This window comes from Streptomyces sp. BRA346 (assembly GCF_052851135.1).
The window spans coordinates 412539-434577 of sequence record NZ_JAIWIH010000002.1 but is presented as its reverse complement, the minus strand read 5'-3'; the positions used below and the strand labels follow the sequence as shown (position 1 = coordinate 434577).

19 protein-coding genes are annotated in these 22039 nt (G+C 73.3%); 7 read left to right on the top strand and 12 right to left on the bottom strand.

Annotated elements, in window-relative coordinates:
* The first annotated feature begins 28 nt into the window (after nt 1–28).
* The gene (locus LCH29_RS03580) at nt 29–970 is read left to right on the top strand and encodes a TauD/TfdA dioxygenase family protein (RefSeq protein WP_446460200.1); all 942 of its coding nucleotides are present in this window, start codon (nt 29–31) and stop codon (nt 968–970) included.
* Nucleotides 971–1208: 238 nt separating this feature from the next.
* On the top strand, nt 1209–4019 hold the full coding sequence (locus LCH29_RS03575; RefSeq protein WP_446460199.1) for an AfsR/SARP family transcriptional regulator: 2811 nt from the start codon (nt 1209–1211) through the stop codon (nt 4017–4019).
* A 56-nt stretch (nt 4020–4075) separates the two neighbouring features.
* Here the strand turns inward: LCH29_RS03575 and LCH29_RS03570 are convergent, their stop codons facing one another.
* The 3 genes from LCH29_RS03570 to LCH29_RS03560 form a co-directional block, all read right to left on the bottom strand.
* A complete protein-coding gene (locus LCH29_RS03570; RefSeq protein ID WP_446460198.1) occupies nt 4076–4912 on the bottom strand; it encodes an SAM-dependent methyltransferase in 837 nt (278 codons plus the stop codon).
* Between the two features lie 52 nt (nt 4913–4964).
* Nucleotides 4965–5294 carry a hypothetical protein gene (locus LCH29_RS03565; RefSeq protein ID WP_446460197.1) on the bottom strand — a complete coding sequence of 110 codons (330 nt, stop codon included), beginning with the start codon at nt 5292–5294 and terminating at the stop codon, nt 4965–4967.
* A 174-nt stretch (nt 5295–5468) separates the two neighbouring features.
* Complete coding sequence (locus LCH29_RS03560) at nt 5469–6353, bottom strand: alpha/beta fold hydrolase (protein WP_446460196.1); 885 nt, start codon at nt 6351–6353, stop codon at nt 5469–5471.
* 148 nt (nt 6354–6501) lie between these two features.
* Here LCH29_RS03560 and LCH29_RS03555 point away from each other — a divergent pair, with 148 nt between their 5' ends.
* Nucleotides 6502–7452 carry an anti-sigma factor RsbA family regulatory protein gene (locus tag LCH29_RS03555; RefSeq protein ID WP_446460195.1) on the top strand — a complete coding sequence of 317 codons (951 nt, stop codon included), beginning with the start codon at nt 6502–6504 and terminating at the stop codon, nt 7450–7452.
* Nucleotides 7453–7483: 31 nt separating this feature from the next.
* Here LCH29_RS03555 and LCH29_RS03550 read toward each other — a convergent pair whose 3' ends face one another.
* The 3 genes from LCH29_RS03550 to LCH29_RS03540 are packed head-to-tail and all read right to left on the bottom strand — an operon-like array spanning nt 7484 to nt 10021.
* Nucleotides 7484–8233 carry a polysaccharide deacetylase family protein gene (locus LCH29_RS03550; RefSeq protein ID WP_446460194.1) on the bottom strand — a complete coding sequence of 250 codons (750 nt, stop codon included), beginning with the start codon at nt 8231–8233 and terminating at the stop codon, nt 7484–7486.
* Nucleotides 8230–9174 (bottom strand): DMT family transporter, encoded by a 945-nt coding sequence (locus LCH29_RS03545; protein ID WP_446460193.1) that lies wholly within the window; start codon nt 9172–9174, stop codon nt 8230–8232. The genes LCH29_RS03550 and LCH29_RS03545 overlap by 4 nt, the downstream gene beginning before the upstream one ends.
* Nucleotides 9175–9187: 13 nt before the next feature.
* The gene (locus tag LCH29_RS03540) at nt 9188–10021 is read right to left on the bottom strand and encodes an SDR family NAD(P)-dependent oxidoreductase (RefSeq protein ID WP_446460192.1); all 834 of its coding nucleotides are present in this window, start codon (nt 10019–10021) and stop codon (nt 9188–9190) included.
* 133 nt (nt 10022–10154) lie between these two features.
* On the opposite strand from LCH29_RS03540, the gene LCH29_RS03535 reads away from it, so the two are divergent.
* Complete coding sequence (locus tag LCH29_RS03535; RefSeq protein ID WP_446460191.1) at nt 10155–11297, top strand: MGDG synthase family glycosyltransferase; 1143 nt, start codon at nt 10155–10157, stop codon at nt 11295–11297.
* A gap of 124 nt (nt 11298–11421) precedes the next feature.
* Here LCH29_RS03535 and LCH29_RS03530 read toward each other — a convergent pair whose 3' ends face one another.
* Nucleotides 11422–12225 (bottom strand): prephenate dehydrogenase, encoded by an 804-nt coding sequence (locus tag LCH29_RS03530; protein ID WP_446460190.1) that lies wholly within the window; start codon nt 12223–12225, stop codon nt 11422–11424.
* A gap of 273 nt (nt 12226–12498) precedes the next feature.
* On the opposite strand from LCH29_RS03530, the gene LCH29_RS03525 reads away from it, so the two are divergent.
* Nucleotides 12499–13344: an alpha/beta fold hydrolase gene (locus LCH29_RS03525; protein ID WP_446460189.1), complete on the top strand. Its 846-nt coding sequence runs from the start codon at nt 12499–12501 to the stop codon at nt 13342–13344.
* Here the strand turns inward: LCH29_RS03525 and LCH29_RS03520 are convergent.
* A complete protein-coding gene (locus tag LCH29_RS03520; protein WP_446460188.1) occupies nt 13307–14326 on the bottom strand; it encodes a ketopantoate reductase family protein in 1020 nt (339 codons plus the stop codon). The two genes, LCH29_RS03525 and LCH29_RS03520, sit on opposite strands and share 38 nt — an antisense overlap.
* A 73-nt stretch (nt 14327–14399) precedes the next feature.
* On the opposite strand from LCH29_RS03520, the gene LCH29_RS03515 reads away from it, so the two are divergent.
* Nucleotides 14400–15365 carry a D-2-hydroxyacid dehydrogenase family protein gene (locus LCH29_RS03515; protein ID WP_446460187.1) on the top strand — a complete coding sequence of 322 codons (966 nt, stop codon included), beginning with the start codon at nt 14400–14402 and terminating at the stop codon, nt 15363–15365.
* A gap of 27 nt (nt 15366–15392) precedes the next feature.
* Here the strand turns inward: LCH29_RS03515 and LCH29_RS03510 are convergent, their stop codons facing one another.
* The 4 genes from LCH29_RS03510 to LCH29_RS03495 all read right to left on the bottom strand — a co-directional run bounded on the left by LCH29_RS03510 (nt 15393) and on the right by LCH29_RS03495 (nt 20595).
* The gene (locus tag LCH29_RS03510; RefSeq protein ID WP_446460186.1) at nt 15393–16985 is read right to left on the bottom strand and encodes a PucR family transcriptional regulator; all 1593 of its coding nucleotides are present in this window, start codon (nt 16983–16985) and stop codon (nt 15393–15395) included.
* Between the two features lie 97 nt (nt 16986–17082).
* Nucleotides 17083–18465 carry an NAD(P)/FAD-dependent oxidoreductase gene (locus LCH29_RS03505; RefSeq protein ID WP_446460185.1) on the bottom strand — a complete coding sequence of 461 codons (1383 nt, stop codon included), beginning with the start codon at nt 18463–18465 and terminating at the stop codon, nt 17083–17085.
* A 39-nt stretch (nt 18466–18504) separates the two neighbouring features.
* Nucleotides 18505–19170, bottom strand: a complete 666-nt coding sequence (locus LCH29_RS03500; protein WP_446460184.1) for an HAD-IA family hydrolase — start codon at nt 19168–19170, stop codon at nt 18505–18507.
* Nucleotides 19171–19218: 48 nt separating this feature from the next.
* The gene (locus tag LCH29_RS03495) at nt 19219–20595 is read right to left on the bottom strand and encodes an MFS transporter (protein WP_446460183.1); all 1377 of its coding nucleotides are present in this window, start codon (nt 20593–20595) and stop codon (nt 19219–19221) included.
* A 459-nt stretch (nt 20596–21054) separates the two neighbouring features.
* On the opposite strand from LCH29_RS03495, the gene LCH29_RS03490 reads away from it, so the two are divergent.
* Complete coding sequence (locus LCH29_RS03490; RefSeq protein WP_446460182.1) at nt 21055–22029, top strand: D-2-hydroxyacid dehydrogenase; 975 nt, start codon at nt 21055–21057, stop codon at nt 22027–22029.
* Nucleotides 22030–22039: the final 10 nt, after the last annotated feature.

Here is a 22039-nt window from a genome sequence, read left to right as displayed (position 1 = left end):
CCGCCGCGTCACGCATGAGGAGAACGCCATGACCGTCATCGACACCCCGCCGAACCCGCCGGTGCTGCGCGACGCGCGCGTGCCCGCGGGCGGCCTGTACGAGGGGGCGCGCACGCTGCGCCGGTTGCCCGAGGGGTGGCAGGAGCGCCCGTACGAGCGCTTCGAGCTGGCGCCCCTGGGGCGCACCATCGGGGCCGAGATCCGCGGCGCCGACCTCTCGCGGCCGCTGGCGCCGGGGCTGCGCGAGGACCTGAACCGCGCCCTGCTGGAGTGGAAGGTGCTCTTCTTCCGCGGCGCCCACCTCACCTCCGCCCAGCAGCGCGACTTCGCCCGGAACTGGGGAGAGCTGGAGACCAACCCCCTGCTCGCCAGCGGCTCGAGCCAGGACGTGGTCCGCTTCGACAAGAGCGCGGGCGCCACCCCCACCTTCGAGAACGTGTGGCACGCCGATGTCACGTTCCGGGAGCGGCCCGCGCTCGGCGCCGTGCTCCAGCTGCGCGAGGTACCGCCCGTCGGCGGGGACACCATGTGGGCGGACATGGCCGCCGCGTACGACAACCTGCCCCGGGAGGTGCGGGACCGCATCGACGGCGCCACGGCCGTGCACGACTTCATCCCCGGCTTCTCCCGCTTCTACGGCCCCGAGCGGCTCGCCCCGTTCCAGGACGCGTTCCCGCCTGTCGAGCACCCGGTGGTGCGCGTCCATCCGGAGACCGGGCGGCGGCTGCTCTTCGTGAACACCTCCTTCACCACCCGGATCACCGGCATGGACCGGGAGGAGAGCGACCGGCTGCTGAGCTATCTGTGCCGTCAGGCGCAGGTTCCGGAGTACCAGGTGCGCTTCCGGTGGCAACCGGGTGACGTGGCGTTCTGGGACAACCGCGCCACCCAGCACTACGCGGTGAACGACTACGCACCGCACCCGCGGGTGGCCGAGCGGGTGGCCATCGAGGGGGACCGCCCGTTCTGACGCGGCCGCCCGTTCCGACGCGGTCCGGTCAGGACCCTTCCGGGCGGCGGGGCCCCCGGCCCGTGTGCCCCCGTCGCCCGGAACTGATGCCCCGCTGCTCGGGACCGATCAGGATGCGGGAATATCGGCGCGGCCATGGCCAAAGCTGAGGTATACCGTTACCGATGGTATGAGTTGACGGTCCTTGCGGACCACGAGACAGAGGCCGGGCTGTGGCAGGGGGCCTCGGAGGTAACGGGTGCGATACCGGGTCCTTGGTGCGCTCGAGCTGTGGGACGGTGACCAATGGACGTCCCTCGGCCCGGCGAAGTGGCGGATGCTGCTCGCGGTGCTGCTCTGCCACGCCAACCGGACCGTCCCGGCCGAACGGCTCCTGGACGAGCTGTGGGGTGAGGGCCGGGCGCCGCAGAGCGCGGCCAAGCTGCTCCAGACGTATGTCTCCCGTCTCCGGCAGACCCTGGGCGACGTCTCCGGCGGAGCCCTGATCACCGACAAGCAGGGCTACAAGGCGCACGGCTACCGGCTGGTGGTGGAGGCGGCCGACTTCGACGCGCACCGGTTCGAGCAGCTGGTCGAGGAGGGGCGGCGGGGGCTGGACAGGGAGGCCGAGTCTCCCGGTCCGGCCCGCGCCGCCGAGCGGCTGCGCGAGGCGCTGGTGCTGTGGCGCGGCACGCCGTTCGCGGACGTGCCCCCGACCCCGTCCGTGGAGGCGGAGACCACCCGGCTCGGCGAACTCCGGCTCCAGGCCGTGGACGCCCGTATCGACGCCGATCTGCGGTGCGGTCGGCACGCCGACGTCCTGGGCGAGCTGGAGGCGCTGACGGCCGAGCATCCGTACCGCGAGGGGCTGCGCGGCCGCCTGATGCTGGCCCTCTACCGCTCCGGGCGGCAGGCCGACGCCCTGGCCGCCTACCGCGATCTGCACCGGCTGCTGGCCGAGGATCTCGGAGTCGAGCCGATCCCGCCGCTCCAGCGGCTCCAGCAGCGGATCCTCACCGCCGACGCCTCCCTGCTGGAGCCCCCGGCCCCGGGCAAGGAGGAGCGGCCCGCCGCCCCGGCCGCGCGCCGGGCTGCCCGGGGCCCTCGCCAACTTCCGCCCGCCAGCCAGGCGTTCACCGGGCGCCATGGCGAAGTGGCAGTGATCCAGGCGCTTCTGGAACAAAGCGAGCAAAGCGATCGGCGCGATCAAAACGACGACAACGTCGAGAGCGGGTCCGGGCGCCCCGTGGTGATCGCGGCCATCGACGGCACCGGCGGCGTCGGCAAGTCCACGCTGGCCATCCACGCCGCGCACCAGCTGGCCGAGCGGTTCCCGGACGGCCAGCTCTACGTCGATCTGCACGGCACCACCGCCGGGCTGTCGGCCCTGGAACCGGCCGAAGTGCTGGGGCGGTTCCTGCGCGCCCTCGGCGTGGACGGGTCGAGCGTGCCGGGCGACACCGACGAGGCGTCGGCCCAGTTCCGCTCGCTGGTGGCGGGCCGCCGGCTGCTGGTCATCCTCGACAACGCCGCCTCCGTGGACCAGGTCCGCCCGCTGCTGCCCGCCGGGCCCGACTGCGCCGCGCTGGTCACCAGCCGCGAGATGCTGACCACCCTGGAGGGCGCCACCCATCTGCATCTGGACGTCCTCCCCCACGACCAGGCCGTGGCGCTGCTGGAGCGGATCGTCGGCGTGGAGCGGGTGCGGGCGGAGCGCGCGGAAGCCGAGGAGATCACCCGGCTGTGCGGCCGTCTGCCGCTGGCCCTGCGGATCGCGGGCGCCCGGCTGGCCGCCCGCCCGGCCTGGCCGCTGCGCACCCTGGTGGCCAAGCTGACCGACGCCCGCGGCCGGCTGGACGAACTGCGCTTCGGCGACCTGGCCGTGCGCACCAGCTTCGAGGTGAGCTACGACGCGTTCCGGCACGGCGGGCGCTCCGACGACGCGGACGCGGTACGCGCGTTCCGGCTGCTCAGCACGGTGCCCGGGCAGGACGTGAGCCTGCCGGTGGCGGCCGCGCTGCTGGACCATCCGGCCGACCGCACCGAGAACGCGCTGGAGCGACTGGTCGACGCGCAGCTGCTGGAGAGCCCGGACTCGGACCGGTACCACATGCACGATCTGCTCCGGCTGTTCGCCTCGGAGCGGGCCGAGCAGGAGGAGCCCGAGGCCGCGCCCGAGGCTGCGCTGGAGCGGGCGGTGTCGGCCTACGTGGCCACCACCCAGCGGGCGGTCACCCTGCTCGACCCGCAGCGGCCCTGGCCCCGGCATCCGGTCGAGGGCGCCGTGGTCCCGCTGCGGGACCGCGCGGAGGCGGAGGCGTGGCTGAAGGCCGAGGCGGGCAATCTGCTGGCCGCCGTCGCCCACGCCGTCACCCAGTCCGACGCGCTCGCCCGGCTCGGGATCCGGCTGGCCCAGGCCCTCCAGTGGTTCCTGTATCCGCGGGCGCACGCCCAGGATCTCCAGACGGTCAACGAGCTGGCGATCGGGGCGGCCAGGCGGCTGGGCGACCTGGAGAGCCAGGCGTGGGCGCTGGATCATCTCGCGGGCGCGCACTGGCTCCAGCACAGTTACGAGGAGATGCGAGCCACCCTGGAGTCGGCGCTGGAGATCTGGCGCGCCATCGGCCACCAGCGGGGCGAGCAGCGCTCGCTGTGCAACCTGGCGGACGCGCTGTCCGAACTGGGGCTGTTCGAGGAGGCCATCAGGGTGCAGCGGCGTCAGCTCGCCCTGGCCCGGGACACCGGCGACCTGGCGTCCGAGGTGATCGGCCTGGGCAACCTGGGCCGCGCCCAGCGCGGTCTGGGCCGCTCCGAGGAGGCGCTGACGTGCTTCAAGGAGAGCCTGGAGCACGCCCGGCGGACCGGCGACGTCCACCACCAGGGCTTCGCGATGTACGAGATCGGCATCACGTACATGGAGCAGGGGAAGTTCCCCGAGGGCCGGGCGCACCTGGACGAGGCGCTGCCGGTGTGGCAGCGGCCGGGTACGTACGAGAGCTGGCGCGGGCACACCTGGAGCGGGCTGTTCCCCGCCTGTATGACGCTACAGATCGGCCCCGGCCCGCACTGAGGCGGCGCCGGGGGCGCGTGCCCTGGGCCCGGTGGTGACCGCCCGGGGCCCGGTGGTCACGGCTTGCGGGCCACCCCGCCGTACGCCCACACCCGGCTCGGGTCGTCTTTGGCGCCGATGCCCGGGCGCCAGGCGGGCAGCTGCACCAGGCCCGGTTCGAGCAGGTCGAGCCCGCGGAAGAAGCCCATGATTCCGTCGTGGTCGCGCGGGGCCGCGGTCACCGGGCTGAGGCTGAGCGGTGCCCAGTCCCGGTCGTCGGGCGTCTCGTGGGTGAAGTCGCCGGTGACATGGGAGAGGATCAGACAGCTGCCGGGGGCGGCCCATTCCATGAGCCGGGCGACGACACCGTACGGATCGTCCTTGGCGTCGAGGTAGTCGAGGATGAAGGTGAGCACGATCGCCACCGGCTGCCCGGGGTCGAGCAGTCGGAGTACCTCGTCATGGGCCAGGATCTTGTCGGGCTCGCGCAGGTCACCGCTGATCATCGTGGTGCCGGGCACCGCCAGCCGGGCCTGTCCGTGGCTGGCCACGATGGGGTCGTTGTCGGCGTAGACCACGCGGGCCCGGGGGTTCACCGCCTGGGCGATCTCGTGCACGTTCGGGGTCGTGGGCAGGCCCGAGCCGATGTCCAGGAACTGGCTGATGCCCTCGTCGGCCAGCTCCGCCATCGCCCGCTGGAGGAACCGGCGGTTGGCCAGGGCGGTGTCCCGGATCTCCGGCGCGATCCGCAGGAAGTGCTGGGCCTGCTCGTAGTCGGCGAGGTAGTTGTCCTTGCCGCCGACGAGATAGTTGTAGACCCGCGCCGGGTTCGCCTGACGGCCGGTGTGGCGACCGTGGTCGACCGGCTGCCACTCCACCGTGGTGAGCCCGATGCCGGGCCCGCTGCTGTTCATCCGAGATTCCCCTGCCCTTGATCCTGCCTCGCCCTGCCGCTTGCCGGATCCGTCACCGCGGATGCGGTGCCGGGCCGGGACGCCAGGTGACCGTGTCACTGGGTCCCGGTTCCGCCCAGGCGACCGGGGCCCGCGACCAGAGGTGGAACGGCAGGTCGACGTCCGCGGACACCCGGCTGAGCTGCCCCCAGGAATACGCGTGGGAGTGGACGACCGCGGCCTGGAGCGCCGCTTCGAGGCAGGCGCGCGCGGTCCGTTCCGCCCGGCAGGTGCCGCTCGGACCGGACCCCTCCACCCCGCCGGAGACCTGATAGGTGCTCCAGGCGTAGAGGGGTTCGTCCTCGGTGTGCGGTTGCGCTTGCTGCTGCTGATCGACGTTCACGGGCCCTCTCCAGACGCATCTCCACCGGCGGGGCTTGGCGATGCGTCCAGCATCGGAGAGGACGGATTACCGGCGGTATAGCGGCGGTAAAGCGGTATGCCACGGCGCTATACCGGCCGGGACGTGCGGGGCCGACAGGGACCTACGGGGAGGTGCGGGGCGTACGGGAACGGGTCACTCGGCGGCGAGCCAGGCCAGCACCTCGCGGTTGATCCGCTCGGGCTGCTCCAGGTGCAGGAAGTGGCCCGCGCCGTCGACCAGCTCCACCTTCGAGCCCGCCGGGAGGTGGTCCTTGGCGCTGTGGACCACGTCGGCGCCGATGCAGCCGTCGTCGGTGCCGTGCAGGAAGAGGATCGGCCGCTCGCCGGTGGCGGTGATCGCCTCCTGCTCCGCCGCGTAACGCGGAACCTGGCGGGTGGGGTCGAACAGGGCCTTGTAGTAGCCGATCGCGGCGGCGAGGTGGGCCGGGTCCTTCAGGCTCTCCTTGACGTGCGCGATGTCCTGCGCGGAGTCGTGGTAGCCGGGCGACCAGTCGCGCCACAGACCGTCGATGAGCGCCATGTCATGGGCCGCGGCGCCCGCCTCGGCCAGCGGGGTCTGGAACAGGAAGATGTAGAACGAGCGCTTGAACTGGCCGTAGTCGTAATGGAAGAAGTCGGCCAGCACGCCGCCCAGCGGAGGCACCGACATCGTCACGGCACGCCGCCAGCGCTCGGGGGCGTGGGCGGTGGCACCGTAGGCGGCGATGGCGCCCCAGTCGTGGCCGATGAGCACCGCGTCGCCGTCGGCTCCGAAGGCCTCGTGCAGGGCGTTGGCGTCGGAGGCTATCGCCCCCGCCTGGTAGGCGCCGTCGTCGGGGATGCCGGTGGGTGCGTAGCCCCGCATGAACGGGGCGACGGCGTGGTAGCCCGCGTCCGCGAGGGCGGGCAGCAGATGGCGCCAGGAGTGTGCGGTGTCGGGGAACCCGTGCAGGCAGAGCGCCAGCGGTGCGTCCGCCGGGCCCGCGTCGAGATAGCCGAACTCGATTCCATTTGCGGTGATGCTCTTGACCTGTGTCACGCTCAGCGATGCTAATTCACCGTCAGGAACACGTCCACGTACGGAATCGGGGGATTTCCTCACCGCCCGATGATCCGGCTGCGCGGTGGCCGCGAGGGTGGCAGACTGCGCGCTGTCACGCGCACCAGCCCGGCCGAGGGAGGCCCCCATGACCAGCCCGACCAGCTCCGTCGCGGACCGCCACGAGGCCATGGTGCACCGCGGGTTCCTCTACCGGGACGAGGGGGAAGTGGTCGATGTCTGCGTGCCCTTCCTGCGCGAGGGTCTGGAGGCCGACGACGCGGTGGCCGTGGTGGCGGCCAAGTCGAACATCGCGGCGCTGCGGGACGCCCTCGGGCAGGACGCCCCGGCGGTGCAGTTCGAGGACGCGCTCAGCTGGTACCAGCACCCGGTGAAGACCATCGCCGCGTACGACTCCTTCGTGAAGGCCGAGTCGCCGCGCCGGGTCCGGGTGATCGCCGAGCCGGTGTGGCAGGGCCGCACTCCGCTGGAGGTGGTGGAGTGGGCGCGCTACGAGTCCATCGTGAACGCGGCGTTCGCCCACTCCGGCGCCCGCGCCATCTGCTGTTACGACCGCCGGGTGCTGCACCCCGAGATCATCACGTACGCGCGCCGGACCCACCCCGAGATCATCGACGGTCAGGGGCCGGAGCAGAGCCTGGAGTACACCGCCCCCGGCCCGTTCAGCGCCACCTGCGACCGCCGGGCGCTGACGCCCGCCCCGGCGACGGCCGAGCGGCTGCCGGTCGAGGGGGCCGATCTGGACGCCGTGCGCGTCTTCATCGCCGAGCGGGCCGGTCGGCACGGCATGGGCCAGGAGGCCTTCCGCAACATGGTCGCCGCCGTCGCCGAGGTGGCGAACACCGCCATCCGCCACGGCAGCGCCCCGGCGGAGCTGCTGGTGTGGACCCAGGACGGCGATCTGGTCTGCGAGATCGCCGGCCCCGGCCACTGGTACCCGGACGCCCTGTGGGGCTTCACCCCGCCGGACGGCTCGGAGGCCGGGTTCGGGCTGTGGGGCGTCCGGATGCTGTGCGACGTCGTCCAGATGCAGGCGGACGCGGACGGCACGCTGATCAGGCTGCGCAGCGGGCTGTAGTCGGCGGGACCGCCCAGGCCGCTCCCCCGGTTCACCCCGGCGGCGCCGGGAGCGGGGGCACCCCGTGGTCGTACAGCGGGCCCACTTCCAGCCCCGCGGTGCGGCACGCGGTCACCAGGTGCGGCAGCGCGGCCAGGGTGACGCGCCAGCAGCCGGGCGACGACGCCCGGTCGGAGTCGTGCAGCAGGACCGTGGCGCCACCCCGGAGGCCGCCGCGGAGGGTGGCGAGCACCGAGGCCGGGGTGGCGTTCGAGGACCAGTCGCGCCCCCAGGCGGACCACAGGACCGGCCGCAGCCCGGCGCGTACGGCAGCGAGCCAGCGGCCACCGGTCAGGACGCCGTACGGGGGCCGGTACCACAGCGGTTCGGCACCGGTGGCCAGCCGCACCGCCCGGGCGGCGTACGCGACCTCGGAGACGTCCCGCACCAGCCTCGGCAGCCAGGGGCGGGTGTGGGTCCAGCCGTGGACGGCGAGTTCATGGCCGCGGAACGCGATCTCGCGGGTCGTGCGGGGGTAGCGCATCACGCTCTCGCCCAGGACGAAGAACGTGGCGGTCACCGCCAACTCGTCCAGGGCGTCCAGGAAGCGCGGCGTGGAGTGGGGGTCGGGGCCGTCGTCGAAGGTCAGGGCGATGTGGTCGGAGCGGCCCTGACCGGCCAGGGCGGGGAAGAGGACGCGCCGGGGCCCCGGCAGCCAGGTACCGGCCGGGACCAGGTGCGCGGCCGCGGCCAGCACCGCCGCGTTCCGGGCCAGCACACCGGTCCGGCGCCCGGGGCTCACGGCGGGCTCCCGCTGCCCGGCACCCGTCGCGCCGTGGGCGGTACCGCCGCGCCGGTGGCGTCCGCGTCCCAGCCCTCGGCCATGGCGGGCGACCGGGTGAGGCCGACGATCCCGGCCGCCATCAGGGCGATGCCGATCGCCTCGGGCAGCAGCCGCAGCCCCAGTTCGACGCGTTCGCCGAACAGCACCCAGCCCAGCGCGATGCTCACCAGCGCGTCCCCGAGGGTCAGCGCGGGCTGGGAGGCGGCCAGGGTGCCCGCGCGCAGGGTGCTCTGGAGCAGCAGAAAGCTGAACAGCCCCACGAGGCACACCGCGTACAGCGGCCAGCCGGTGAACACCGCGGCGACTCCCCCGCCGAAGCGCCCGGTGAACTCCTTGATGAGGGCCGCCGTGTACGCGAAGCCGATGGCGGTCGCGCAGCCGAGCGCCGCGGCCCGGGCCGCGCCCCGCAGCGCCCGCGCCACCAGCACCAGGGCCCCCACGACGAGCACCAGCACCACACCGGCGGGCAGCCAGAGCCCGTCCCGGGCCGTGGCGCGGCCGTGCGAGGGGTCGGCCGCGCCGAGGAAGAGCGCGAGCCCGGCGGCGAGCATCACGAACGCCAGCCAGGTCCGTCCGCCGGGCCTCCGGCGGAACACCAGACTCCCCACCACCAGCGTGAACAGCAGCTCGCTGACCAGCAGCGGCTGCACGACGGAGAGCCGCCCCACCGCCAGCGCCCCCACCTGGGCCACCGCCGAGACCACCATCGCCGCGCCCCCGGCCAGCCAGTACGGGCGCCGCAGCAGCCGCAGCAGATGCCGCAGCGCCTGCCCCACCCCGCCGCGTCCGGCCTCCGGAAGCTCCCTCTCCTGGTCCATCGCGGCGCGCCGCTGGAGTACCGACGCAGCGCCGTTGCCCAGGGCGGACAGCAGCGCGAGGAGGACGGTCAGGGCGCCCATGTCACCCCCGCCCTCACCCGAAGCGGGCGGCCAGCCGGTGGTACAGCCCCGGGGCCGCGCCGCGCACCAGCACGGGCAGCCGCAGCCAGGCCGGTACGTAGACCTCGTCCCTGCCGCGGGCGACGGCGTCCCACACGGCGTCGGCGACCCGCTCGGGCGGCAGCGGGCGCGGCACCCGGCGGGTGTACGGGACGCCGCGGCGGGCGAAGAACGGGGTGTCCACCACACCGGGGACCACATGGGTGACGCGTACGCCGCCCCGGCGCAGCTCCTGGCGCAGGGCGTCGGCGAAGACGCCGAGCGCCGCCTTGGCCGCGGAGTACACCGCCTCGCCCCGCACCCCGACGCTGCCCGCGACCGATCCGACGAGCACGATGTGGCCGCGCCGCTCGGCCAGCATGTGCGGCAGGACCAGCCGTACCAGCCGCATGGTGGCGAGCAGGTCGACGCCCACGACGCGGTCGATGGCGGCGGGCGGCATCGCGCTGAAGGGGCCCGCCCAGCCGATGCCCGCCCCCGCGACCAGCAGATCCACCCGTCCGGCGGTACGGAAGGCGTCCTCGACCAGGCCACGGCCGCCCTCGGGGGTGGCCAGATCGGCCGGTAGGGCGGTGGCCGCGGTGCGCGCGGCCACCTGGTCGAGACGTTCCCGGTGGCGGCCGCTGACCAGCAGCCGCCATCCGCCGCCCGCCGCGAACCGGTGCGCGACGGCGGCGCCGATACCCGAGGACGCGCCGGTCACCAGCGCGACCCCGGTTTCGGTGGGGGCGGCCCCGGTGGCGGCGGGACCGGCCGTCGCGTGCGCGGCGCCGGCTTGAGGCTGTGCGTCCGGCAGAGGGCGGGCCATGACACCTTCCTGTCTCGCTGCCGACGGGCGGCACCGGAGGCCACCGGCCGTCGAGCGCGCGGTTTGACGGCACGCGGAGCGGATACCTCCAGTGAGCCATGAGCGGCCGTGCCTCGCACCATCGGAGGTGAGCATGCGCCAGCCGTCACAGCGCTTTCTCGTGGTGAGCGCCAGCATGGGGGCCGGTCATGACGCGGTGGCCGGGGAGCTGGTGCGCAGACTGGAGCGCGCGGGGTACCGGGCGGACCGGGTGGATGTGCTGGAGCTGCTGCCCGCCGGGATCGGCCCCGGGCTGCGCGCCTTCTACCGGACGGCGGTCCGCCGGGCCCCGGTGGTGTACGCGGGCATCTACCGGGCGTTCTTCCGGCCCGGCCCCGCCGTGGGGCCGCGGCCCGGCACCGCCCCGCTGGCGGCGCTCGCGGAGGATCGGCTGCTGGCACTGGCCGGGCGGCTGCGGCCGACCGCGGTGGTGCCCGTCTTCCACCTCGCCGCGCAGCTCACCGGCCGGTTGCGGGCGCGCGGGGCGCTGACGGTGCCGAGCGCGGTGGTGGTCACCGATTTCGCGGTGCACCGCCAGTGGCTGCACCCGGGCAACGATCTGCACCTGTGTGTCACCGAGGAGGCCGCCGAACGGGTGCGGCAGGACCTCGGGCGGCCCGCGGTGGCCACCGGCCCGCTGGTGGCGGAGCGCTTCCTCGGCCCGGCGCCCGGGGCGGCGGACTGGCGGCGCCGCTTCGACCGGCACGCCCCCGGCCGACTGCCGGTGGTCCTGTCCGCCGGGGCCTGGGGCGCCGGTACGCGGCTGACGGCCACCGCACGGATGCTGTCCGCCGCGGGCTATCTGCCGGTGGCGCTGTGCGGCCGGGACGAACGGCTGCGCGACCGGCTGTCCCGGTGGCCGCGGGTGGTGGCCCTCGGCTGGGAACCGAATCTGCCCGGACTGCTGGCCGCCGCGCGGGCGCTGGTGGACAACGCGGCCGGACAGACCGCACTGGAAGCACTGGCCACCGGAGTCCCGGTGGTGGGCTACCGCCCCATCCCGGGCCATGGTCGCGAAGGGGTCCGCCGGATGGCCGCCCTCGGCCTGACGGACCACGCGGCGGACTCATGGGAGCTGCTGCGCCTGCTCGACGCGCTCACCGCGCCCTCGGCGCTGCGGGAACGCCGTATCGCCGCGGGCCGGCGGCTGTTCGCCACCGACCCCGCCGATGTCGCCGCCCGGCTGGCCGAGATGGTGGCCGACGGCGGTGCGGGCGTCATGACGCCCTTCTCGTAACGGAGTGGGTGGACCACAGCTTCGGCGCGTGCACAGCCGCCGACGCATCCGGGCCCACCCTCCCCAAACGCCACTTCCGCCCCGCTACCGCTGAGGTGGCGGCGCACTGACGGGAGAGCGGCGGTCAGCTGGTGGCCGCGGCCTCGTACAGGCCACGCCCGGAGCGCTTGGCCCGGTCCGTCGTGCGCAACCGCTCCAGCGTGTTGCGCACCGAGTTCACGTTGGTGCGCGTCTCGTCGCGGCCCAGGGCGTCGTTGACCTCGGACGCGCGCATCGGACGGCCCGCCTTCTTCAGGGCGCCGAGCACCGACTCGGCCAGCCCGGTGGAGCGCTCGGAGGAGGTGCCCGCCGCCTTGGCCGTCTTCTCGGTGCCCTTGGCGGTGGCCTTCTCGCTCGTCTGGGCGCTCTTCTCGGTGGGCTTGGCCGCCTTGGTGGTGGCCTTCGAGATGGCCTTGGTGGCGGTCTTGGCGGTCTTGGCGGTGTCCTTGGCCGCCGCCTTCTTGGCGGGCTTCTTCGCGGCGGTCTTCTTGCCCGCGGCCTTGGTGGCGGTCTTCGTGGCCCGGCCACTGGTGGTGGACTTGGCCTTGCTGCGCTGGCGGCCGATGGCGGCCTTGCGCGTGGCGGCGGGCGTCCGGGTCGCCGGGGCGGCCTCGGCGGCCAGCTTCGGCTCGGCCTCGGTGGCGGCCTCCGTGGCAGTGTTCCCGGCGGCCTTCGCCTCCGCGATGTCACCGTTTCCGGACTGCGGGAGCGAGCCTCCCGAGAGGGCCTGAAGGCTGCTCAGAGCGGTGCTGACCACCTCCAGCCGCTGGGTGACGGCGTCCAAATCACCCTTGAGGGCCTCCTGTTGCTTCTCCAGCTGCGGAAGCTCCGCCTTCAGTGCCTCGATCGTCGAGCCCACACTGTTGTCGGCACTCAGCGCGTTCACCATCACTTCGTCCCCTTTCTGGGCGTCTGCGCCCATCGTTGCTGCGATTATGCCTGCTGTTAGGTGTGTGCGGTGCCCTGTGTGCCACCACGCAAAACAACTCGGCCCGCCTTGACGGCTACGGAGCAGCCAACTTTCCATGAAGTCACGTGGCACGAACCCCCTTGTCAGACCGGCCGTGTCATCCGCAGGAGTGGTGGCGCGCGTCGTGATGACGACGCATCAGGCGCGAAAAACACCGCGCGCGCCCCATGCCACCTGGATACCGTGCACACCATGACCGAACCGAAGACCGGCGCCCTGAAGGTGCCCGGCGCGACGCTGCATTACGAGGTGCGCGGCACCGGCCCGGTGCTGCTGCTGATCCCGGGCGGGGCCGGTGACGCCGCCGCCTACGACCACGCGGCGTCGGCCCTCGCCGACCGGTACACGGTGGTGTCCTACGATCCGCGCGGCCTGTCGCGCAGTCCGCTCGACGGCCCGCCCGGCGACCAGCGGGTAGGCGTACACAGCGAGGACGCGTTCCTGCTGCTGGACGCGGTGGCACCGGACGGCGAACCGGCATACGTGTTCGGCTGTAGCTCGGGGGCCATCGTCGCGGTGGACCTGCTCGCGCGTCACCCGGAGCGGGTGCGGCTGGCGATCGCACACGAACCGCCCCTGGTGGAACTGCTGCCCGACGCCGAGAAGCAGCGGGCGTTCTTCGCCGAGGTTCGCGCGGCGTACCGCCGCGAGGGGATCGGGGCGGCGGTGGCCGTGATGTCCGCGGGCACCGGCCCGGCGGAGGATGCCGCGGAGAAGCAGGTTCGCGCGCCGGAGCCCCCGCCGCGTCCGGCCGAGGTGATCGACCGGATGATGGCCAACTTCCCCGTCTTCCTGGAGCACATCCTGTGCCCGTTCACCGGCCACACCCCGGATCTGGAGGCGCTGGCGGCCGTATCGGAGCGGCTGGTCCCGGCGGGCGGGCGGGAGTCGCACGGGCTGCTGCTGTACCGCCCGGCGGTGGCGCTCGCCGAGCGGCTGGGCACCGAGGTCGTGGACTTCCCCGGCGGTCACACGGGGCTCAGCGAGCACCCGGCGGAGTTCACCGAGGTGTTGAGGGGGATTCTGCCGCGTCGATGAGGGCGGTGAGCCGGCCGGGGGTCATGCTGCCCGGTGCGCGGCGTTCCCGGGCGCAGTCGCCCGCGATCCGTCCCAGCGTCTCGTTGACCGGTGTCGGGACGCCGTGTTCGCGTCCGAGCAGCACGATCTCCCCGTTGAGATAGTCCGTCTCGATCGTGCCGGTCCCCCGGGTCAGGCTCTGCCACGAGGAGCCGCCGCCGCGCTCCACGCCGTCGGGCGGCCGTATCTCCACCTTCCCGGAGCGGAGTGCGGCCTGTTCGGCGGCGTCGGCGTGGGCGATGCCCGCGGCGTCGAGGACCGCGATCCCCTCCGCCTTCGCCCGTGCGGCGAGGGCCTGGGCCTCGTCCCCGGTGAGGGGCCCGCAGATCGCCTCGACGGCGTTGACGAGGTTGTTGATGAGCTTGGCGTACTTCCAGCGCATCACGTCCGCTACGACCGGGGCGAGGAACACGGACTCCTCCAGGTCCGCGGCCACCCGCCGGATGGTGTCGTCCGCGCCCGACGGATAGCGGCCCAGGCTCAGGATCCCGGTGTACGGGGCGCACGGCGCGGCGACCGCCCCCGGCTCCAGGTGGGTCGAGGGCAGCCAGACGCAGACGCCGTACACCCGGCGGAAGCGCCGCAGCGCCAACCGCTCGTTCTCCACCCCGTTCTGGGCGCAGAGCAGCGGCAGCCGCTCTCCCGCGGTGCCGCCGCCGGTGACCGGGCGCGGGGCCCACGCGTCCAGCGCCGCCGCGCCGTCCTGGGTCTTCACGGCGAGGACGAGCACGTCGTCGGGGCCGAGTTCGACGTCCTCGGGTCCCGTGACGACGGACACCGGGACCTCGTGGACGGACTCGGGCGCCGTGAAGCGCAGTCCACGGTCGCGCAGCGCCTCGTAGTGCGCGCCGCGCGCCACCAGGACGACGTCATGACCGGCGAGATGGAGCCGGGCGCCGATCGTGCCGCCGACCGCGCCCGCTCCGATGATGATGTATCGCACCAGGACCCTTTCCCCGTGGGTGGTAGAAACAACGTACCTGCACGGACCTGTTGGAAGAGCCCGAGGGGATACGATGAAACTGCGCTGTGCCGTGCTCGACGACTACCAGGACGTGGCCCTGTCCTCGGCCGACTGGTCGGGGGTCCGCGACGCGGTGGACGTGGTGTCGCACCAGCGCCACTTCCCCGACCGGGACGCGCTGGTCGAGGCGATCGGGGACTGCGAGATCGTGGTCATCATGCGGGAGCGCACCCCGTTCCCCGCCGAGGTGTTCGCCCGGCTGCCCCGGCTGAGGCTGCTCATCACCACCGGGATGCGCAACGCGTCCGTCGATCTGGAGGCGGCCGCCCGGCACGGGGTCACCGTGTGCGGCACGGCCAGCTCCTCCGAGCCGCCCGTCGAGCTGACCTGGGCGCTGATCCTCGGTCTCGCCCGCAACCTGGTGGCGGAGAGCACGGCGCTGCGGGACGGCGGGCCGTGGCAGAGCACGGTCGGCATGGATCTGCACGGCCGTCGGCTCGGCCTGCTGGGTCTTGGCAAGATCGGCACCAAGGTGGCGCGGGTCGGCCAGGCGTTCGGGATGGACGTGGCCGCCTGGAGCCGGAACCTGACACCCGAGCGGGCGGCGGCGGAGGGCGTCGGATTCATCTCCTCCAAGGAGGAGTTGCTGGAGACCAGCGATGTGGTCTCGGTGCATCTGGTGCTGAGCGACCGCACCCGGGGGCTGCTCGGCGCGCCGGAGCTGCGGCGGATGCGCCCCACGGCGTACCTGGTGAACACCTCCCGCGCGGCCATCGTGGATCAGGCGGCGCTCGCGGACGCCCTGCGGGGCGGCTGGATCGCGGGCGCGGGGGTCGATGTGTTCGAGGAGGAGCCGCTGGGTCCGGAGCACCCGTTCCGTACGCTGCCGAATCTGCTCGGCACCCCGCACCTGGGCTATGTGACCCGGGGCAACTACGAGGGCTACTACCGCGACGCGGTGGAGGACATCCGCGCCTATCTCGCGGGCGAGCCGGTCCGTGTCCTCACCGCTCCGTAGGGATCACCGCTCCGTAAAGGTCACCGCTCAGTAGGGGGCATCGCTCAGGGTGTCCAGGGCCATGACGGCGACATGGAGCCGGGACCGCTGGGCGCCGGACTCCAGGTTGCCGCCGACCAGCCGCTCGATGGTGTGCAGCCGCTGGTAGAAGGCCTGCCGCGACAGTCCGGCCTGTTTGGCGGCGACCGACTTGTTGCCCGCCGCGTCGAGGTACTGGCGCAGGATGGTCAGCAGGTCGCCGCCGTGCCGTTCGTCGTGCTGCATCAGCCGGCCCAGCTGCCGTTCCACGTAGTTCTGGACGCGGACGTCGTCGCGCAGCGTGTACAGCAGTTCCGGCAGCCCGAGGTCGGCGGACACGTGGAACGGCCGCCGCGGGGTGGCGGGGCCGATGGCGTCCGCGACCTCCTCGGCCTGCCGGAACGACCGCGGAACCTGGTCGAGCGCGGTCACGCCGGGACCGACCGCGAGGACGGCCTCCTCGCCGAGCGTCTCCTCGGTGACCCGGCCGATGCGCTCCACGACGGGCTGCCACGCGGCGGCGAGCGGCAGGGTGAGCAGGACGCCGGTGCGGTCCGGGGAAAGCCTGCCGACCAGGGCGTGGATCCCGGCGCCGCGCAGGTCATCGCCGACCCGGCTGTCCAGGTCGGCGCGGTCGGCGGCGTCGGGCCGGTGGCAGAGGGCCACGGCGATGAAGAGGTGGCCGACGGTCGGCAGGCCGAGGGCCTCGACCCGGATGCGGGACTCGGTGCGGCTGAGGGTCTTTCCGTGCCGCAGCTCCAGCAGCGCCGACGCGCGGGCCTCCCGGTCCCACTGGGTGTGGCCGGTCATCCGGGCCAGGGTGAGGGCGGTCGCGGCGCGCCGGAGGATCAGGGTGTGTTCGGGGCCGGAGGCCGGGCCGGTCTGGCCGGGCAGCGCGACGAGGCGCCCCCAGCGCTGCCCGTCGTGTTCGACGGGGGCCACCAGCCAGCCCTCCGGCCCGCTGGGCGCCGCGTGGTCGGGGGTCGGGGTGGCGCGGGAGCGGCGCTGCCACGCCACCAGGATCGGGCCGCCGGGACGCCCCGCCGTACAGACGATCACGGCGTGGTGCACCAGGTTCTCCAGCACCACCGACCGTCCCATCAGGTCGGCCGCGACCTGGACCAGCTCTTCCGGCCGGGCGCCGCGCAGCGTCAGGTCGGTGAAGAGTTCGTGGACCTGGTGGGAGCGGCGCAGCAGTTCGCCCTGGGCGTCCAGGATCAGCGCGTGGACGGTCTGGGTGACCTCGATGAAGCGGATGCCGTGGGAGAGCACGATCAGCGGGAGGTCCCGGGCCCGGCAGGCGGCCACCAGGTCCGGGGGCACCTGCTGGTACCGGCGGCCCAGCTCCACGACCAGCCCGGCCGCGCCGACGTCGGCGAGCTGGTCGGCGTAGCCGCGCAGCCGGGTGGGGTCGTTGGGCTGCGGCATGCCGGTGGTGAGCACCAGCTCGCCGCCCTCCAGGAACGACGCCGGGTCCAGCAGTTCGGTGACGTGGACCCACCGGACGGGGCGGTTCAGCTGGTCCTCGCCCGCCATGACCCGGGGCAGTCCCGCGGCGATCACGGGCAGCCGCAGAACGTCGGCGACGGTGAGCAATGCCATCCGGCCCGGTTCCTCCCTGCACTGTGCCCGCCGTGGCGGACGGATCTCCGGAGCCCCGGCGGCGCGCGGGGAGGCGGGGCGCCGGGACTCCAGGATCTCAGGGTCGCCGGGCAATGAGGTCGGCGACGGTGGCGATCGGCGAGGTACGGGTGCGCCCGCCCGCCTCGTGCCGGTCCGCCAGCCGGTAGGCGACGTACAGTCCGCGCACCCCGAGCCAGCGGAACGGCTCCGGCTCCCAGGTGCCCGGGCGGTGTCCGGTCCACGGCAGCCGGGTCAGCCGGGTGTCCCGCTTCAGCACCAGGTCGGTGAGGGTGCGGGCGGCCAGGTTGGTGGAGGTCACCCCGTGGCCGACGTAGCCCCCGGCCCAGCCGGTGCCGGTGGCCCGGTCCAGGCCGACGGTGGCCGACCAGTCGCGGGGCACGGCGAGGACCCCGCACCAGGCGTGGTCGACGCGGACGCCGGTGGTCTGCGGCAGCATCCGCTGGAGGGTCTGGGTGAGCTGGCCGATCGTACGGTCGCTGACCCGGCCCGAGTCGTCGGTGCGGGAGCCGAAGCGGTACGGCACACCGCGCCCGCCGATGGCGATCCGGTCGTCCGGGGTGCGCTGGGCGTACATGTGGCCGTGTGCGGTGTCGCCGAGGGTCTCCCGGCCCTCCCAGCCGATCTCCTTCCAGATGTCCTCGGGCAGCGGCTCGGTGACGATCATCGAGCTGTTCATCGGGAGCCAGGCCCGCCGCAGCCCCTTGAGGGAGGAGGTGAAGCCCTCGGTGGCGCGGAGCACCACGGGGGCGCGGACCGTGCCGTGTGCGGTGAGCGCGCGGCCCGGTTCGATGGCGGTGACGGGTGACTTCTCGTAGATCGTGACGCCGAGCCGCTCCACCGTCTCGGCGAGCCCCCGGACCAGGGCGGCGGGCTGGAGCCGGGCGCAGTGCGGGGTGTACGCCCCGGCGGTGACGCCGTCGATGGCGATGTGCCGGGCGGACTCGGCGGGGGTGAGCAGGACGGACTCCGGCACGCCCCACTCGTGGTCCTGCTCGATCTTGTGCCGCAGCCGGGTGGCCTGGGCGGGGGTGCGGGCGACCCGCAGGGTGCCGCCCTTGACGATGTCGGCGTCGATGCCCTCGCGCGCGGCGACGGCGATGATCTCGTCCACGGCCTCGTTCATGGCCTGCTGCCAGTCGAGGACGGCGTCGCGGCCGTATGTGCGGGCCAGCCGGTCCCGGGCGCCGGGGATCAGTCCGGAGGCCCAGCCGCCGTTGCGGCCGGAGGCTCCGAAGCCCGCGAATTCGGCTTCCAGGACCGTGACCCGCAGGGACGGGTCGGACTTCTTGAGGTAGTAGGCGGTCCACAGTCCGGTCATTCCGGCGCCCACGACGCACACATCGGCGTCGCGGTCGCCGGGCAACGCCGGGCGTGGGGAGGGCAGTTCGGCGAACCAGTGGGCGACGCGCCCGTTGACCGGTGCCGTGGTGGCGGACATGGGGTCCTCTCGCGGTGTGGGGGTGGCCGGGGAACCGGGTCAGACGCCGAGCAGACCGGGCAGCTCGGACAGGTCCCTGATCTCCTCGTACGGCTGGAAGGCGGCCGAACCGGGGAAGCCGTACCGGTTGACCCAGATCCGCCGCATGCCCTCGTACCGCTTGGTCGGCATGATGTCGTACTCCCAGCCCTGGGCGGTGTGGATGATGTCCTCCGGGCCGCGGCCGGTGGCCTTCATCAGGTATTCGAAGGCCTGCGGCAGCGGCTTGAACGCCCCGGCCTGCTCGGCGGTGAGGACGTAGTCCCACTCCACGCCCAGCTCGTCGACGGCGTAGGAGATCAGGTCGTCCTCGCTGTTGGAGAGGATGGCGATGTCGTACTCGCCCTTGAGGCGGCGCAGCGCGTCGGGGACCTCGCGGAACGGCTTGAACTTCTTGATGGCCTCGATGAGGGCCTCGCCGTCCTCGTCGCGGTATTCCAGGCCGTGCAGCAGCATGACGTTGTGGAGGGTGCGGCGGACGGTCTCCCGGTACGGGCGGTAGTGGTCCACGACGCCCTGGAACCGCATCACGTACGCGTCGTGGTGGAACTGGTCGGGGTCGACGCCGAGCGCGGCGAGGCGGTCCTTGACGATCTCGTGGGTGGCGGTGCGGGTGTCGAAGTTGATGAGGGTGCGGTAACAGTCGAAGGAGACGAGCTTGCGCATGGAGGGGTCCTTGTCTGGACGAGACGGGTGCGGACGGGTTCAGCGGGGTCAGGCGCGGCGGCTGGCTTCCGCCAGCCCCAGGTCCTTGGTTTCGGGGGCGAGGACGATGGAGGCCACGAGGCCGATGAGGGTGATGCCCACGCCCATCGCGAGGGTGCCGCGCACGCCGAAGTCGGCGGTGAGCATCGGCAGCAGGAAGGTGCTGGAGGCGGAGCCGACGCGGCTCATGGCAGTGGCCACGCCGACGCCGGTGGCACGCAGGTCGGTGGGGAACAGCTCGCTCGGATACACGAACTGGAGTCCGCTGCCCGCGGCCTCGAAGAACTGGAACCCGGCGAAGAGGGCGACCACCAGGAACGCGTAGTGCAGCGGCAGCACGATCAGGGCGATGAGGCAGATGTTGATGCAGGCGAAGCTGCCGACGAGCAGCGGCCGCCGGCCGATCCGGTTGACCACGAGCAGCCCGACGGCCGTGCCCGCCACCGCGATCGTGGTGATGAGCGCGCTGGCGCCGAAGGTGCTGCCCACCCCGAACGACTCCAGCATCTGCGGCTGGAAGGACCGTACGGCGAAGGCGGGCGCCACCTGACAGATCCAGAACACCGAACAGAACAGGGCGGGGATCGCATAGCCGCGGCGGAAGATCTCCGCGAGGTTGCCCAGGCCCGAGCCGCCGCGCTTCGATCCGCTCTCCGCGACGAGTTCCTCCGTACTGACCTCCTGGTGGAGGTGGCGGCGTACGACCGCCTTGGCCTCCTCCACCCGGCCGCGGGAGGCGAGCCAGCGGGGCGACTCGGGCACTCCGGCCCGGAAGAAGATGAAGATCACGGCGGGGACCGCGCCGGAGGCCAGCATCCAGCGCCAGGCGTCGTCGCCGGTGCCCATCAGCAGCCAGCCGGCCCAGAAGCTGACGCCGTAGCCGGCCCACCAGGCCAGGACCAGGCCGGACAGGGCGGGGCCGCGGATCTTGCGCGGCACCAGCTCGGTGGTCAGGGCGGACGCGATCGGGTAGTCGGCGCCGATCGCGATGCCGATCAGCAGCCTCAGCACCAGCAGCTGCCACGCCTCGGTGACGAAGAACTGGAGGGCCGAGAAGACCACGAAGGTGATCAGGTTGAGCACATACATCAGATGGCGGCCGACGCGGTCCGTGATCGGGCCGAAGACCGCGCCTCCGATGAAGACGCCGACCAGGACGGAGGCGGCGATCAGCCCCTCCCACATGGTGTTCAGGCTGAGGGCCGGGGTGATCAGGCTGAGGGCGACGCCCATGATGCCCAGCAGGTAGCCGTCGCAGAACGGGCCGCCCATGGCGACGGCGACCATCCTGCGGTGAAAGCCGGTGACGGGGGCTTCGTCGAGGCTGTGGACTCTGGCGGTGGATTCTTGCGATGCGTTGGACTGCGATGCGTTGGACAAGGACATGCTTGAGACTCCTGGGGACGAGGAGGAGGCGCTGAGGCGCGGGACGATGCGACCCATCGGTGCGGCATCGGGCGTCAAGCATTCGTGCGGGGCGCGGTGGGGGCCGCGGGCTGCGCTGCCGGGAACGGGCAGGTGACGGGATGACGGATGGCCATCACCATGGTTCAGCGGTCCGGTACCGTCAACGGCCATCCTGTTCCATCGCCGGGCCCGTGGTGGACACTGTGTATGCCGGTTCCGCACCGGGGATGCGCAGGACTTTGGTCCCGGAGCGGTGGGTCGGCCGGGACACAGCGTCCACAACGGCCCGCCGGAGCGGACACTGTGCCCGTTGCCCCGCCGCGCGGGTGCGGTCAGGGTGTGGGCATCCGTTGCGCACCCTGCCTGACCTCGGGAGAACCGTCATGACACTCCGGTGTGAGCCTCCGGGCGGCGTGAGCGAGCCGTCGGGAGGCGGCCGTGGGTGACCGGCGTGCCCCGCTCATCGTCTTGTACAACGACCACCTGCCGTACAACCGCGAGCGGATCGAGTCCCTGGCGCGGACGGTGTACGCGACCGAGGAGGAGCTGCCCGCGCTACTCCCCGGGGCGGACACCCTGCTCGCGTGGTGGCCGCTGAGCCCGGCCGTGGCCGCCTCGTGGCCCGACGACCCCGCGAAGGCGCCCCGTTGGGTGCATGTGGCCGCCGCGGGGGTGGACCCGTATCTGTTCCCCGCGCTGACCGGCAACCCGGATGTGGTGCTCACCAACTCGCGCGGCGTGTACGACCAGCCCATCGCCGAATACGTCCTCGGGCTCATCCTGTCCCTCGCCAAGGACTTCCCCGGTATGTGGGACCACCAGCGCGGCCGTCAGTGGCGGCCGCGCGACAGCGAGCGGATCGGCGGCCGGACCGTGCTGGTGTGGGGCACCGGGTCCATCGGCCGGGCCGTGGCCCGGCTGCTGCGCGCGGTCGGCATGCGGGTGAGCGGCGCGGGCCGCACCCCGCGCGCCGACGACCCCGACTTCGGCCCCGTGCACGGCCCGGCGACCCTGCGCACCGGGCTGGGCGAGGCCGACTACGTGGTGCTGGCCGCCCCGCTCACCCCGGCCACCCGCGGCATGGTGGACGCCTCGGCGCTGGCGGCCATGAAGCCCGGCGCCCGGCTGGTCAACGTGGGGCGCGGCCAGCTCGTGGACGAACCGGCCCTGGTCGACGCCCTGTGCAGCGGCAGGCTGGCGGGTGCCGCGCTGGACGTGTTCGCCCGGGAGCCGCTGCCCGCCGCCTCCCCGCTGTGGGAGCTGCCGGGCGTCATCGTGTCCCCGCACACCGCGGGCGAGGTGGTCCACTGGCGCCAGGACCTGGCCGAGCTGTTCCTGGACAACCTGCTCCGCCGGGCCGAGGGCCGTCCGCTGCGCAACGTGGTCGACAAGGAGCTGGGTTACGTCAGGTAAGTGGTGGCAA